The following is a 13130-nucleotide window of genomic DNA, read 5'->3' as shown; positions in this document are numbered from 1 at the left end:
CGTCCATGTGACGCCCAAACCGCCCCCGAAGGCCGAATTGCCCGCACCGCCCGCTCCCGCGCCCGAGCCCGCGCTCGTGATCGGCGCGGCCCCCGTGGCCGGTCCGACCCCGGGAATGGGGCAGGGCGGCACGGGCAATGGGACCGGAACGGGCGACGGCGATGGAGAAGGCTCGGGCTCGGGCGGCATCGGGCCCCGGTTCATTCGCGGCGCCACCCAGGAAGAGATCTTCAGCGTCATCCCGCGCGGCCGCCGCCAGGGGCGGGGCTCGGTCAATTGCGTCATCCGCCTCGACCAGCGGCTCGACAACTGCCGGATCGTAAGCGAGACCCCGCCGGGGCAGGGCTTCGGGGCGGCGGCCGTGACGGTGGCGGAGGCCCATTTCCGCTTCCGGCCGCCGATGAGCGCCTCGGGACGTCCGATCGAGGGCCAGCGGGTCACCGTCTTCGTCCAGTTCGGACGCTGACCGCACCCTCCCGAAACCGCGTCAGGCGTTGACGCGACGGGAATCCCCTGTATAAGGCGCGCTTCCGCGAAGGACGTCGGCGCTCCTGGTCTGTTGACCGGAGCGTTTGTTGCGTCCGTCAACGCGTATCTGGAGAGCTTCGTGGCCCGTATCGCTGGTGTCAACATCCCGACCAACAAGCGCGTCGAAATCGCGCTGCAGTACATCCATGGCATCGGCGCCCACGCCGCCAAGGAAATCACGACCAAGGTCGGCATCGAGCCCGCTCGCCGGGTGAACCAGCTGACCGACGCCGAGGTGCTGCAGATCCGCGAGACCATCGACCGCGATCACACCGTCGAGGGCGACCTGCGCCGCGAGACGTCGATGAATATCAAGCGTCTGATGGACCTGGCCTGCTACCGCGGCCTGCGTCACCGCAAGGGCCTGCCGGTCCGCGGCCAGCGCACCCACACCAACGCCCGCACCCGCAAGGGTCCCGCCAAGCCGATCGCCGGCAAGAAGAAGTAAGACAGACACATGGCCAAGGAACCGGGTCGCGTAAAGAAGCGCGAGCGCAAGAACATCACCTCGGGCGTCGCCCACGTGAACGCGTCCTTCAACAACACCATGATCACGATCACCGATGCCCAGGGCAACGCGATCTCGTGGTCGTCGGCCGGACACATGGGCTTCAAGGGTTCGCGCAAATCGACCCCCTACGCCGCCCAGATGGCCGCCGAGGACGCGGGCAAGAAGGCCCAGGAACACGGCGTCAAGACGCTGGAAGTCAACGTTTCCGGTCCCGGCTCCGGCCGTGAGTCGGCCCTGCGCGCCCTGCAGTCGGTCGGCCTGACCATCACCACCATCCGCGACGTCACGCCGATGCCGCACAACGGTTGCCGTCCGCCCAAGCGCCGCCGCGTCTAAGGCGACACAGACCGACTATCTATCTCCGCCGGTCCTGCCGCCCCTGACGAGGAGCGAGGGACCGGCGCACCGTTTTCGAGGGACACCCATGATCGAACGTAACTGGCAAGAGCTGATCCGTCCCGAGAAGCCGCAGATCGAGGCGAGCTCCGACCCGCAGCGCAAGTCGCGCCTGGTCGCCGAGCCCCTGGAACGCGGCTTCGGCGTGACGCTCGGCAACGCCCTGCGCCGCGTTCTCCTGTCGTCGCTGCAAGGCGCCGCCGTGACCGCGATCCAGATCGACGGCGTCGTCCACGAATTCTCGTCGCTGGAAGGCGTGCGCGAGGACGTGGTCGACATCGTGCTCAACATCAAGCAACTGGCGCTGCGCATGCACGCTGAAGGCCCCAAGCGCATGACCCTGCGCGCCACGGGCCCCGGCGCCGTCACGGCCGGCCAGATCGACGCCCCCGCGGACATCGAGGTGCTGAACCCCGACCACGTCATCTGCACGCTGGACGAGGGCGCTTCGGTGCGCATGGAACTGACCGTCCAGAACGGCAAGGGCTATGTCGCCTCCGAGCTGAACCGTCCGGAAGACGCTCCGATCGGCCTGATCGCCGTCGACGCCCTGTATTCGCCGGTCAAGCGCGTCGCCTATCGCGTCGAGCCGACCCGTCAGGGCCAGTCGCTGGACTATGACAAGCTGATCCTCGAGGTCGAGACGAACGGCGCGGTTTCGCCGGTGGACGCGGTGGCCTACGCCTCGCGCATCCTCCAGGACCAGCTGCAGATCTTCATCACCTTCGACGAGCCCAAGAAGGCCGTGGAAGCCGCCGACGGCAAGCCGGACCTGCCCTTCAACCCGGCCCTGCTGAAGAAGGTGGACGAGCTGGAACTGTCGGTGCGTTCGGCTAACTGCTTGAAGAACGACAACATTGTCTACATCGGCGACCTGATCCAGAAGACCGAGGGCGAAATGCTTCGCACCCCGAACTTCGGCCGCAAGTCGCTGAACGAGATCAAGGAAGTCCTGATGACGATGGGGCTCAGCCTCGGCATGGATGTGCCGAACTGGCCGCCGGAAAACATCGAAGACCTGGCCAAGAAGTTCGACGACCAGATCTAGTTTCAACCCTCCGCCCTTGGTCCATCCCAGTGTTTCTGGCGGGCCGCGGAGCGGTTAGAATGTGAGAGCTCAAGGTCCACCGCGGTGGAAACCAGGGCTGAGTAGGAGAGACCCCGATGCGCCACGGCGCCGCCTATCGCAAGCTCGGTCGTACGAGCGCACACCGGACCGCCATGTTCGCCAACATGGCCGCGTCGCTGATCAAGCACGAGCAGATCACGACCACGCTTCCCAAGGCGAAGGAACTGCGTCCCTTCGTCGAGAAGCTGGTGACGCTGGCCAAGAAGGGCGACCTGCACGCGCGCCGTCAGGCCATCAGCCAGGTCCGTGACGTGCCGCAGGTCGGCAAGCTGTTCGAGACGATCGGCCCGCGCTACGCCGAACGCAACGGCGGCTATATCCGCATCATGAAGGCCGGCTATCGCCACGGCGACAACGCCGCCATGGCCGTGATCGAGTTCGTCGACCGCGACGCCGACGCCAAGGGCCTGGACTCGGGTCCGGTCTACGCCATCGAGGGCGACGACGAGGCGTAGGCCCCGGCCATTCAGGCAAGACAGAAGGGGCGGCCGGTGCGAACCGGCCGCCCCTTTTCATTGTCCGGACCCGGCCTTCGCGACCGATACAATCCGGGCGATACATCCTCGACAATCGGTTCGCCACAAGCTGGACAAGCCAGACATAAGCGACACTGGCTTGTCGCCCGCCGCCTCTCCGGCCAGAACGCGTCCATGACCGTCGCCATCGTCCCGTTTCGCACGGAACACGCCGCCATGTGGCGGTCGTTCAACGAGGCGTGGCTGATCGCCGGGGGCTATGCACTGGAGCCCAAGGACCAGCGGGTGCTTGGGGATCCGCAGGGGGCGATCCTCGATCAGGGCGGCTTCATCTTCATCGCCGAGCGGAATGGCGCGCCGGTCGGCTGTTGCTCCCTGATGGCCATGGCCGACGCGGGCTATGAGGTAGGCAAGATGGCGGTCGTCGAGGACGCGCGTGGCCTGAGCCTCGGGTGGCGGCTGCTCGAGGCCTGCGAGGCGGCGGCGCGGGCCGCCGGGGCGCCGCGGCTGTATCTGGAGACCAGCAAGGCCCAGACCCACGCTATCGCCCTGTACCGGCGCTTCGGTTTCGGCGATCTGCCGCCGCAGCCGACGCCCTATGCCCGTTGCGACGTCTGGATGGAGAAGCGGCTCTGACCGCTACTCCTTCGACAGGTCCTGACGCCGGAACCAGGCCAGGGCTCCGGCCAGGGGCAGCAGGGTCCACAGGCCGACGCTGACCCAGGCCTTGAGCGGCAGGCCGTCGGGCAGGGCCGCCGCGGCCTCTCCGCCCCGGATCATGGCCTGGATGGCGTCGGTCGCCGCCCCCGGGTTGACCAGCACCGCCAGCCAGGCGTCGGGCATGACCCCCATCTGCATCAATGGATTGGGCGTGAAGAACTGCGCCACCCCGACCACCAGCGGAATGAACAGGGCGGCCAGCAGAGACCGGGTCACCACCGCCGCCAGCATCCCCATCATGGTGAACTGTACGATGCGCAGCCACGACAGGGCGGCGAAGCCGAGGAAATGGCCAGCCATCTCGCCGGTCATGGAAAAGGCCAGGGTGCGCTCGAACACCGCCGCCTTGATCAGATTCTCGATCAGGCTGGCCGCCAGCATCAACACCATCGCCGCCAGGGCGAGCCCGGCCACCACCGCCAGCTTGCCCAGCAGCAGGTTCGGGCGGCTGTTGCGGGCGCTGATCAGCCGCCAGGTCTCCCAGCGATAGTCGCCGGCGTAGATCGTCGCCGCCCCGATCAGGACGAACAGCAGCACCAGCGGATTGGCCAGACCGGCTGCCCCCTCGACCAGCGCGTGGCCCATGTCCAGCGTGCCGCGGGCGAAAGCCTCCTTCAGCTCGGGCGGCATCTTGGTGTCGCCGAGGATCTTGGTCTCGCTGCCCTTGAGCACGAAATTGGTGATCGCTCCGATCACCACCGCCAGGATCGGCACGAAGGCCAGGCTCCAGAACAGGGCCGTCCGGTTCTTCGACAGGCGGAAGCCTTCGGCGCGGATGGCGTCAACCAGCATGGGTCATCTCCTGATGGCCGGTCTCGGTCATGAAGACGCTCTCGAGGTCGGCGCCGACCCAGCGCGCCTCGTCGATCTCGATCCCGGCCTCGACCAGGGCCTTGATCAGGGCGGGCGCTTCGGCGCGGGGCACATTGGCCAGCACGCCCGACCCGTCCATCGTCCCCTTCGGTCCCAGCAGATCGACCACCCGCGCCAGCGGCGTCGCCGACAGGCGCAGGCGCTCGCCCGAGGCCGTCAGCTCGCTGACCGCGCCTTCGCGCACCAGCCGACCCTTGTTCATGATGGCCACCCGGTCGCAGACGCGCTGGACCTCGAGCAGCTGGTGGCTGGCCAGGACCACGGTCACGCCGTCGTCGTCGGCCAGCGAGCGGATCAGGGCCCGCATTTCCTGGATGCCGGGGGGATCCATGCCGCTGGTCGGCTCGTCGAGGATGATCAGCTCCGGCTTGCTCAGCAGGGCCGCGGCCACGCCCAGCCGCTGCAGCATGCCGACCGAGAAGCCGCGCACCTTGCGGTCGGCCGCCTCGGTCAGGCCGACGCGGTCCAGCCAGCGGGGAATGTCGGCCTCGGCCGCCACCCCATGCTCCAGCGCCAGCCAGCGCAGCACCTGGCGGGCGGACATGTAGGGCGGGAAGCGCGGGGTCTCGATCATCGAACCCATGCGACGCAGGTGCGTCACCTCGGTCACCGCCCCGCCCATGACGCTGGCGCTCCCGTCCGAGGCCCGGATCAGGCCCAGCAGGATGCGGAACAGGGTCGACTTGCCGGCCCCGTTGGGTCCCAGCACGCCGTAAACCCCGCCCTTGGGAATGGAGAGGTCCAGCCCGTCGAGGGCGCGCACGGTTCCGTAGGTCTTGGTCAGCCCACGGGTTTCGATAACAGCGGTCATGGCGGCAGATGAGCGTGCGTTGGGCCTCGACGCAATGAGGATTGGGATTAAGCTTTGGCAATCTCCGCTTGCGGGACTGCCCTTCCGGAGCGAGGCAACTATCCAGGGAGAGAGGCGCCGATGGCCCTGTTTGACTGGTTGAGGCGCGGACGGGCCCGGGCGCCCGAACCGCCCACGGCCGAGGCGGCTGCGTCGCACGCCAGGCTCGACGCCTGGTGGGCGACGATTGGCCGGGTTGGCCCCGACCTCCTCGCGGCCTTCGTCAATCCAGCCTTCGGGGGCGGCCCGATGTGGCCCGGATGGCGTCGCGCCTTCCGGGTGGTGCGGCGGGGGGATGCGACCATTCTGGCCACGGACGGCCTGTCGGACCCGTTTCTGGGGGAGCCTCCCGAGGTCAACGGGCTGGGGCTCGAACTCTTTGTCGAGACGTCAGACATTCCGCCGTCCTGCCTCGGAACGGAGGAGGATGTGGCTCCCCTGGCCAGGAGCTGGGCCTTCGCCCTTCTGGCGCATGTCGGCGATCTCGTCGCCGGGGAAGGCGAGGGGTTCGCGGAGACGCTGGACCGTTACGGAGTCATCTCCATCGAGATCCCGGGAGCGGACGAACAGCCTGCGCTTCAGCAGCTGCCGCCCGGCTTCATCATCGGAGACGGCGCGATCGGCGTCCTGATCGGCGCGCCTGCCCCGGATTTTCGGGCCCTCATCGACGACATGCCGCTGACGGCGGTGCGGATCGTTCCCGTCGTGCTGCTGCGCGCCGACGAACTGGAGGCCATCAGGGACGGCGGCGGCGAGGCGCGCCGCGCGATCGCCGAACGCCTGGGCGCCGCGCCCTCGCGCCACCGCTCGTCCCTGAGCCGCCCCTCTGTCGCCTGAGCCTCCCGGACGCTAGACAGCCCGGGATGTCCGTCCTGTCCCGCCTCCGCACCCAACGCGCCGCACTCGCCTTCATCTTCGTGACGGCGGTGCTCGACATCGTGGCCATGGGGATCATCATTCCGGTGCTGCCGCGGCTGATCGAGGACTTCGTCGGCTCCAATGCGCAGGCGGGGGTCATCAACGGCGTCTTCGTGGCCCTGTGGGCGGGGATGCAGTTCGTCTGCTCGCCCATCATCGGCTCGCTGTCGGACCAGTACGGGCGGCGGCCGGTCATCCTGATCAGCTGCGCCGGCCTGGCGCTGGACTATGTGCTGATGGCCGTCGCGCCCGACCTGTGGTGGCTGGCGCTGGGACGGATCATCGCCGGGATCACCTCGTCCAGCTTCACCACCGTCTATGCCTATATGGCCGACATCACCGCGCCCGAGAAACGGGCCCGGGCCTATGGCCTGATCGGGGCGGCCTTCTCGGGCGGCTTCGTTCTGGGGCCGGTGCTGGGCGGCTTCCTCGGCGAGTTCGGGCCCCGCGTGCCCTTCTGGTTCGCCGCCGGCCTGTCGACCGTGGCCTTCCTGTACGGCCTGCTGGTCCTGCCCGAGAGCCTGCCGGCCGACAAGCGGATGGCTTTCAGCTGGAAGCGGGCCAACCCCGTCGGATCCCTGATCCTGCTGCGCCGCCATCCGGAGCTCAGCGGCCTCGCGGTCGTGAACTTCCTGCTCTATTTCGCCCACCACGTCTTTTCGGCGGTGTTCGTACTCTACGCCGCTTGGCGCTACGGCTGGGGACCGCGCGAGGTCGGCCTGTTGCTGGCCCTCGTCGGCGTGCTGGACATGGTGGTGCAGGGCGTTCTGGTGGGGCCGGTCGTCAAGCGGCTGGGCGACCGGTCGACCATGGTCCTGGGCCTGGTCGGCGGAACGGTCGGGATCGCGGCCATGGGCTGGGCCCCCGACGGCCTGTGGTTCATCGCCGCCATGCTGCCCAACGCCCTGTGGGGCCTGGCCATGCCGACCCTGCAGTCGCTGATGACCCGGCGCGTCGGCGAGGACGAACAGGGCCAGCTCCAGGGCGCCAACATGAGCGTGGCTTCCATCGCCGGGGTGATGTCGCCGCTGTTCTTCGGCTGGGTCTATTCGCTGTCGGTGGGCGAGTTCGCCGTTATCCAGATGCCCGGCCTGGCCTTCTATCTGGCCGCCGTCGTCCTGCTGCTGGCGGCGGGGATCGGCTGGCTGGTGGGGCGCGGGGCGGAACGCCGCGACGCCGCGTCCGTTGAGGCCCCGCCGACGCCTTGATCCGGTCCAGAATTCGGAGCGGAATGGTGGCGCTTGAGCTTCCCTGACTGAACCGGATGACCATGAAGACCCGTACGCTCGCCATCGCCGCCGCCCTGATGCTCACCGCCTGCGGCCAGTCCAACGACACGAACGCCCAGGACGGGGTCTTCGCCGACAACCGGGTCGTTCCGGGCGGCGATCAGGCGCTGAAGGCCAGTTTCGCGCCGGTCGTGCGCGAGGCGGCGCCCGCCGTCGTCAACATCGCGGCGCGCGGCGTCCAGGTCGTGCGCGATCCGTTCTTCGGCATTCCGGGGCAGCGCCAGACCGGCTCGGTCGGCTCGGGCGTCATCGTGCGGCCCGACGGGGTCGTGGTCACCAACTACCACGTCATCAACGGCATGCAGCAGATCAAGGTGGTGCTGAACGACCGGCGCGAGTTCGACGCCCGCATCGTCCTCGCCGACGAGCGGTCGGACATCGCCGTGCTGCAGCTGGAGGGCGTTCGCGAACGCCTGCCGACGCTCAACATCGACGACCGCGAGGAGCAGCAGGTCGGGGACCTGGTGCTGGCCATCGGCAATCCGTTCGGGGTCGGCCAGACCGTCACCAACGGCATCATCTCGGCCCTGAACCGGACCGACACCGGCATCAGCGACAGCGGCTCCTTCATCCAGACCGACGCCGCCATCAATCCCGGCAACTCGGGCGGGGCGCTGGTCGACATGGACGGCGACCTGATCGGCATCAACACCGCCATCTTCTCGCGCTCGGGCTCGTCGTCCGGCGTCGGCTTCGCCGTGCCCGCCGCAGCGGTGCGCCGGGTCGTGGACTCCGCCGTCGGCGGCGCCACCGCCGTGGTCCGGCCGTGGCTGGGCGTGAAGGGCGAGAGCGTCAGCGGCGACGTCGCCCGCAGCCTCGGTCTCGAGCGTCCGCAGGGTCTGGTGATCACCGAGGTCTGGCCGGGCGGACCGGGCGCCCGCGCCGGTATCAGCGAAGGCGACGTCATCACCGCCATCGACGGGGCCGAGATCAACGACCAGGGCGGGCTCAATTTCCGCGTTGGCACGCGCGAACCGAACGACACGGTGCAGGTGTCGGTGCTGCGCGACGGAAAGGCGCGGACCCTGGAGGCGCGGGTGCAGCCTCTGCCGGGAAATGCGGAGCTGAAAGACGCCACGGTCATTCAGTCGGGAGTCCTGTCCGGGGCCCAGGTCCTGGCGCTCAATCCCGCCCTGGCCGACAGCCTGGGCGGCGATCCCTTCGCCAGCGGGGTGATCATTGGCCGGATTCAGCCCGGAAGCTATGCCCAGCGCGTCCGGCTTCAGGGCGGCGACATCGTCCTGTCCGTCAACGGGCGTCCGGTGACCTCGGTGCAGCAGCTCGACAATGTCGGCCGGGGTTCGGAACTGATCATCAACCGGCGGGGTCAGCGGATCAGCGGGCGCATCGGCTGACGCGCGGTCTTCAGCCCCGCTTCGGCCCGGTCATCGACCACACATGGCCGAAGGGGTCTCGCAGCTTGCCGTTGCGGCCAAAGAATTCGTCCGTGACGGGCCGGATGACCACCGCGCCCTCGGCCTCGGCGCGGGCCATCCATGCGTCCGCATCGTCGACAGCGAGGGCGACGGTGAAGGTGGTTCCGCCCAGCGTCCCGGGCGCGCGCGTGCCCACCGTCTCCTCGACGAACTCGCCCGACAGATAGATCGCGCCGCCGTTGGCCAGCTCCAGCATGGCGTGGCCCAGCCGGCCGTCGTCCGTGTCGTAGCGGACGATCTCCCGTCCTCCGAAGGCCCGGACGTACCAGTCAAGCGCCGCGTGCCCGTCCCGCACCATCAGGTAGGGCACGACGGGCGGATCGGACGGGACGTAGGTCATCTGTCCCTCAGCCCTTGAGCGGCGATCCGATCGACCAGGTGTGACCGAACGGGTCGCGCAGCTGGCCGTAGCGGTCGCCCCAGAACTGGTCGGCGAGGGGGAAGACCGGCACGCCGCCGGCCAGCAGGGCCCGGTTCCACCATTCGTCGGCGTCGTCGACCTGCAGGTGGATGGTGACGCCCTTGGGAACGATGTCCTGCTCGCCGTTGTACTCGGGGAATTCGTCGTTGAGCATGATGCTGCCGCCGTTGATCCTGAGATGGGCGTGCATCAGCCGTTCGCCGTCCTCGGCCATGTGGCGCCGCAGCTCCTCGGCCCCGAAGGCGCGGACGTAGAATTCGATCGCCGCCTGTCCGCCGCGCGACGGGATGGTCAGGTGGGGGGTGACGCCCGTGGTCGGCCCCTGGGCGTTGTAGTCGTCGGCCATGGCGCGGTCTCCTGAGTTCGTCCGATACTAACGCGTGAAATGCGCGCCGGTAACGCCTATCTCTGAACCTCCATGAGCGACCTGTTCGAAGCCTCCGGCATCCATCCCCCCGACGCGCCGCTGGCCGACCGGCTGCGGCCCCGCACCCTCGACGAGGTGGTGGGGCAGGACCATCTGCTGGGGCCGGGCGGGCCGATCCGGCGCATGGTCGAGGCCGGGCGGCTGGGCTCGATGATCCTGTGGGGCCCGCCGGGCACCGGCAAGACCACCATCGCCCGCCTTCTGGCCCAGGCCGCCGGCTACCAGTTCCAGTCGCTGAGCGCCGTCTTCTCCGGCGTCGCCGATCTGAAGAAGGCGTTCGAGGCGGCCCGCATGCGCCGCGCCGCCGGCCAGTCGACCCTGTTGTTCGTCGACGAGATCCACCGCTTCAACCGTGCCCAGCAGGACGGTTTCCTGCCGTTCGTGGAGGAGGGGATCGTCACCCTCGTCGGGGCCACGACCGAGAACCCGAGCTTTGAGCTGAACGGCGCCCTGCTGTCGCGGTCGCAGGTCTATGTGCTGAAACGGCTCGACGACGCGGCCCTCGATCAACTGTTGATTCGGGCCGAGGCGCAGGAGGGAAAGACCCTGCCCCTGACCCCCGAGGCGCGTCAGGCCATGCTGGCCCTCGCCGACGGCGACGGCCGTTATCTGCTGACCATGTCCGAGGTGCTGTTCGACCTGACCTCGACCGATCCGCTCGACGTCCAGGCCCTGGCCGGCATCCTGCAGAAGCGTGCGCCGGCTTACGACAAGAGCAGAGAAGAACACTACAACCTCATATCTGCACTGCATAAATCGGTCCGCGGATCAGACCCGGACGCGGCCCTCTACTGGCTGGCGCGGATGCTGAACGGCGGCGAGGATCCGTTGTATCTGGCGCGCCGCATCGTGCGCATGGCGGTCGAGGACATCGGCGAGGCCGACCCCCTGTCCCTGCTGGTCGCCAATGCGGCCAAGGATACCTACGACTTCCTCGGCAGCCCGGAGGGCGAACTGGCCCTGGCCCAGGCCGTCGTCCATCTGGCGACCGCGCCCAAGTCGGTCGGGGTCTATGAAGCCTTCAAGGCGGCGAAGAAGGCGGCGCACGAGACCGGCTCGCTGATGCCGCCGGCCCATATCCGCAACGCCCCGACGAAGCTGATGAAACAGCTCGGCTACGGCAAGGGCTACCAGTACGACCCCTCGACCCCCGAAGGCTTCTCGGGCGCGAACTTCTTCCCCGACGAAATGGAGCGCCGGACCTTCTACGCCCCCAGGGGCGAAGGGCATGAGGCGAAGGTGAAGGAGCGTCTGGACCGCTGGGCGGCGATGCGGGCGCAGGTGCGCGAGGACGACGACGCCGGTTAGCGTTGCCGTAACTACGTTTTCCGGCCTATTCTTCCGCCCATCGATCAACCTTGGGAGGGGATGATGACCGATACGATGAAGGCCGCGACGCCGTGGCATCTGTGGGCGGCGGGGGTGATCTCGCTGCTGTGGAACGCCTTCGGCGGCTATGATTTCGTGATGAGCGTGACCCAGGGCGAGACCTACTGGCGCGCCTCCGGCATGACCGACGGCATGATCGCTTATTTCAACGCCATGCCGACCTGGATGTACGTTCCCTGGGTGCTGGGCGTCTGGGGCGCGGTGGCCGGCTCCATCCTGCTGCTGCTGCGCAGCCGCTTCGCCGTCCACGCCTTCGCCCTGTCGCTGCTCGGCGCGATCGGGAACCTGGTCTACGGACTGATGAACCCTATGCCGGAGCTGCCGCCGGCGATGGCCGCCATGGCGTACATGCCCTGGGTCATCGTCGTCATCGCCGCCCTGCTGGCCTGGTACGCCTGGACCATGGGCAAGAAGGGGGTGCTGTCATGAGCGGCATGGGACAAACCATCCGCACCCCCTGGCACCTGTGGGTGGTCGGGGTGCTGGCGGCGCTGTGGAACGGCTTCGGCTGTTTCGACTATTTCATGACCCAGACGCGGCGCGACGAATGGTTCGCCCAGATGGGCATGACCGAGGCGCAACTCACCTATTTCAACGCCATGCCGGCCTGGACCCATGCGGCCTGGGCCATCGGCGTCTGGGGCGGATTGCTGGGCGCCATCCTGCTGCTGTTGCGGCGCAAATGGGCGACGCCGGTCTTCGTCGCCTCCTTCCTCGGCTGGCTGGCGGGCGCGGTCTACGCCTTCGGCATGTCGAACGGAATGGAGGCCATGGGCCCCATGTGGCCGATGCAGATCGTCATCGGCGCCGCCTGTGTGTTCTTCATCTGGTACGCGTGGACCATGGGGAAACGCGGCGTTCTGCGCTGAGGGGCTGACGGGCGGTCGGTCTTTCGCCTATGCACGCGCGGTGACCGACCGCTCGCCCGTTTCCCTGTCCGATGAGGACATCGCCGCCGTCCGCTCGTGGGTCCTCCACGAGGACGAGGCCGTGATCGCCTTCAACAAGCCCGCCGGCCTGTCCAGTCAGGGCGGGCGCATCCAGGCGCATACGCTGGACGACCTGCTGTGGGCCTTCGCCCGCTCGAACGGCAAGCGGCCGGATCTGGTGCACCGGCTGGACCGCGACACCTCGGGCGTCATCCTGGCGGCGAAGACGAAGCCGGCGGCGGGATTCCTCGGCAAGGCCATCCAGGCGCGGCGGTTCAAAAAGACCTATCTGGCCCTCGTCTCCGCCGCGCCCGAGCCGGCGTCCGGCGTGATCGACAAGCCGCTGCTGCGGCAGGAGATCGGCCGCGAAAGCTATATGCGCGCCGTCGCCGCCGATACGCCCGGCGCCCAGGCGGCGCTCAGCCGCTACCGCACCCTGTCCGCCTCGGACGACGGGGCGCTGGTCGAGCTGGACCCGGCCACGGGCCGCATGCACCAGCTGCGCGTCCACATGGCCTCCATCGGCCGCCCCCTGGCCGGCGACGCCCGCTACGGCGGGGCCCTGACCTTCGCCGGGCGCGCCGCGCCGCGCCTGATGCTGCATGCGGCCAAACTGGTGTTTCCCCATCCCGCCGGCGGCTACCGCACCGTCGAGGCGCCCCTGCCCGAGGATTTCGAGGCGCTGAAGGCGGCGGCCGGGCTTTAGGCGCCCCTCCGTCTCGGCGCGAAGGCGCGCCGCGACACCTCCCCATCGCTTCGCGACAGGGAGGAGACAGGAATCGCGCGCCGTCTCCTCCCCATCGCAGATGGGGAGGGGGACCACGAAGTGGTGGAGGGG

At 68.7% G+C, this 13130-nt stretch carries 16 protein-coding genes and 1 pseudogene; 13 read left to right on the top strand and 4 right to left on the bottom strand.

Annotation, left to right across the window (positions count from 1 at the left end):
* From VN378_RS10385 to VN378_RS10360, 6 genes and pseudogenes are all read left to right on the top strand, one after another.
* Positions 1-466 (top strand): annotated as a pseudogene (locus VN378_RS10385) (energy transducer TonB); the annotation flags it as partial.
* A gap of 141 nt (positions 467-607) precedes the next feature.
* Positions 608-976 carry a 30S ribosomal protein S13 gene (gene rpsM / locus VN378_RS10380; RefSeq protein ID WP_055832177.1) on the top strand — a complete coding sequence of 123 codons (369 nt, stop codon included), beginning with the start codon at positions 608-610 and terminating at the stop codon, positions 974-976.
* A 9-nt stretch (positions 977-985) separates the two neighbouring features.
* Positions 986-1375 carry a 30S ribosomal protein S11 gene (gene rpsK / locus VN378_RS10375; RefSeq protein WP_013268944.1) on the top strand — a complete coding sequence of 130 codons (390 nt, stop codon included), beginning with the start codon at positions 986-988 and terminating at the stop codon, positions 1373-1375.
* An 88-nt stretch (positions 1376-1463) separates the two neighbouring features.
* Positions 1464-2483, top strand: coding sequence for a DNA-directed RNA polymerase subunit alpha (locus VN378_RS10370; RefSeq protein WP_325743502.1), 1020 nt, complete (start codon positions 1464-1466; stop codon positions 2481-2483).
* Positions 2484-2599: 116 nt separating this feature from the next.
* A complete protein-coding gene (gene rplQ, locus VN378_RS10365) occupies positions 2600-3019 on the top strand; it encodes a 50S ribosomal protein L17 (protein ID WP_055832183.1) in 420 nt (139 codons plus the stop codon).
* Between the two features lie 195 nt (positions 3020-3214).
* On the top strand, positions 3215-3676 hold the full coding sequence (locus VN378_RS10360) for a GNAT family N-acetyltransferase (RefSeq protein ID WP_325743501.1): 462 nt from the start codon (positions 3215-3217) through the stop codon (positions 3674-3676).
* 3 nt (positions 3677-3679) lie between these two features.
* Here the strand turns inward: VN378_RS10360 and VN378_RS10355 are convergent, their stop codons facing one another.
* Together VN378_RS10355 and VN378_RS10350 are read right to left on the bottom strand one after the other, a co-directional pair.
* Positions 3680-4552: a hypothetical protein gene (locus VN378_RS10355; protein ID WP_325743500.1), complete on the bottom strand. Its 873-nt coding sequence runs from the start codon at positions 4550-4552 to the stop codon at positions 3680-3682.
* A complete protein-coding gene (locus VN378_RS10350) occupies positions 4542-5444 on the bottom strand; it encodes an ABC transporter ATP-binding protein (RefSeq protein WP_325743499.1) in 903 nt (300 codons plus the stop codon). Before VN378_RS10350 ends, VN378_RS10355 begins: the two co-directional genes overlap by 11 nt.
* A gap of 120 nt (positions 5445-5564) precedes the next feature.
* Between VN378_RS10350 and VN378_RS10345 the strand changes: the two genes are divergently transcribed.
* The 3 genes from VN378_RS10345 to VN378_RS10335 all read left to right on the top strand — a co-directional run bounded on the left by VN378_RS10345 (position 5565) and on the right by VN378_RS10335 (position 9045).
* The gene (locus VN378_RS10345) at positions 5565-6320 is read left to right on the top strand and encodes a hypothetical protein (protein WP_325743498.1); all 756 of its coding nucleotides are present in this window, start codon (positions 5565-5567) and stop codon (positions 6318-6320) included.
* A 26-nt stretch (positions 6321-6346) separates the two neighbouring features.
* A complete protein-coding gene (locus VN378_RS10340; protein ID WP_325743497.1) occupies positions 6347-7609 on the top strand; it encodes a TCR/Tet family MFS transporter in 1263 nt (420 codons plus the stop codon).
* A gap of 62 nt (positions 7610-7671) precedes the next feature.
* Positions 7672-9045: a trypsin-like peptidase domain-containing protein gene (locus tag VN378_RS10335; protein WP_325743496.1), complete on the top strand. Its 1374-nt coding sequence runs from the start codon at positions 7672-7674 to the stop codon at positions 9043-9045.
* A 10-nt stretch (positions 9046-9055) separates the two neighbouring features.
* On the opposite strand, the gene VN378_RS10330 is transcribed toward VN378_RS10335, so the two are convergent.
* On the bottom strand, positions 9056-9466 hold the full coding sequence (locus VN378_RS10330; protein WP_325743495.1) for a VOC family protein: 411 nt from the start codon (positions 9464-9466) through the stop codon (positions 9056-9058).
* Positions 9467-9473: 7 nt separating this feature from the next.
* Positions 9474-9893, bottom strand: coding sequence for a VOC family protein (locus VN378_RS10325; protein WP_325743494.1), 420 nt, complete (start codon positions 9891-9893; stop codon positions 9474-9476).
* 72 nt (positions 9894-9965) lie between these two features.
* Here VN378_RS10325 and VN378_RS10320 point away from each other — a divergent pair, with 72 nt between their 5' ends.
* The 4 genes from VN378_RS10320 (at position 9966) to VN378_RS10305 (ending at position 12998) form a co-directional block, all read left to right on the top strand.
* Positions 9966-11282, top strand: a complete 1317-nt coding sequence (locus tag VN378_RS10320; RefSeq protein ID WP_325743493.1) for a replication-associated recombination protein A — start codon at positions 9966-9968, stop codon at positions 11280-11282.
* A 63-nt stretch (positions 11283-11345) separates the two neighbouring features.
* Entirely contained in the window at positions 11346-11792 is a 447-nt protein-coding gene (locus VN378_RS10315) for a hypothetical protein (RefSeq protein WP_325743492.1), read from the top strand.
* Entirely contained in the window at positions 11789-12232 is a 444-nt protein-coding gene (locus tag VN378_RS10310; RefSeq protein WP_325743491.1) for a hypothetical protein, read from the top strand. Before VN378_RS10315 ends, VN378_RS10310 begins: the two co-directional genes overlap by 4 nt.
* Positions 12233-12272: 40 nt before the next feature.
* The gene (locus tag VN378_RS10305; protein WP_325743490.1) at positions 12273-12998 is read left to right on the top strand and encodes an RluA family pseudouridine synthase; all 726 of its coding nucleotides are present in this window, start codon (positions 12273-12275) and stop codon (positions 12996-12998) included.
* The last annotated feature ends 132 nt before the right edge of the window (positions 12999-13130 follow it).

Source organism: Brevundimonas sp. (assembly GCF_035561115.1).
GTDB lineage: Bacteria > Pseudomonadota > Alphaproteobacteria > Caulobacterales > Caulobacteraceae > Brevundimonas.
The sequence above is the reverse complement of the archived record's forward strand: the minus strand, read 5'-3'. Positions and strand labels throughout refer to the sequence as shown.

What these genes read in the sequence shown, in the direction of transcription:
- VN378_RS10360 (WP_325743501.1), top strand. Translation starts at nt 3,215, where the DNA reads ATGACCGTCGCCATCGTCCCGTTTCGCACGGAACACGCCGCCATGTGG.
- VN378_RS10315 (WP_325743492.1), top strand. Translation starts at nt 11,346, where the DNA reads ATGACCGATACGATGAAGGCCGCGACGCCGTGGCATCTGTGGGCGGCG.
- VN378_RS10345 (WP_325743498.1), top strand. Translation starts at nt 5,565, where the DNA reads ATGGCCCTGTTTGACTGGTTGAGGCGCGGACGGGCCCGGGCGCCCGAA.
- rpsK (WP_013268944.1), top strand. Translation starts at nt 986, where the DNA reads ATGGCCAAGGAACCGGGTCGCGTAAAGAAGCGCGAGCGCAAGAACATC.
- VN378_RS10335 (WP_325743496.1), top strand. Translation starts at nt 7,672, where the DNA reads ATGAAGACCCGTACGCTCGCCATCGCCGCCGCCCTGATGCTCACCGCC.
- rplQ (WP_055832183.1), top strand. Translation starts at nt 2,600, where the DNA reads ATGCGCCACGGCGCCGCCTATCGCAAGCTCGGTCGTACGAGCGCACAC.
- VN378_RS10330 (WP_325743495.1), bottom strand. Translation starts at nt 9,466, where the DNA reads ATGACCTACGTCCCGTCCGATCCGCCCGTCGTGCCCTACCTGATGGTG.
- VN378_RS10325 (WP_325743494.1), bottom strand. Translation starts at nt 9,893, where the DNA reads ATGGCCGACGACTACAACGCCCAGGGGCCGACCACGGGCGTCACCCCC.
- VN378_RS10340 (WP_325743497.1), top strand. Translation starts at nt 6,347, where the DNA reads ATGTCCGTCCTGTCCCGCCTCCGCACCCAACGCGCCGCACTCGCCTTC.
- VN378_RS10310 (WP_325743491.1), top strand. Translation starts at nt 11,789, where the DNA reads ATGAGCGGCATGGGACAAACCATCCGCACCCCCTGGCACCTGTGGGTG.
- VN378_RS10320 (WP_325743493.1), top strand. Translation starts at nt 9,966, where the DNA reads ATGAGCGACCTGTTCGAAGCCTCCGGCATCCATCCCCCCGACGCGCCG.
- VN378_RS10355 (WP_325743500.1), bottom strand. Translation starts at nt 4,552, where the DNA reads ATGCTGGTTGACGCCATCCGCGCCGAAGGCTTCCGCCTGTCGAAGAAC.
- VN378_RS10370 (WP_325743502.1), top strand. Translation starts at nt 1,464, where the DNA reads ATGATCGAACGTAACTGGCAAGAGCTGATCCGTCCCGAGAAGCCGCAG.
- VN378_RS10350 (WP_325743499.1), bottom strand. Translation starts at nt 5,444, where the DNA reads ATGACCGCTGTTATCGAAACCCGTGGGCTGACCAAGACCTACGGAACC.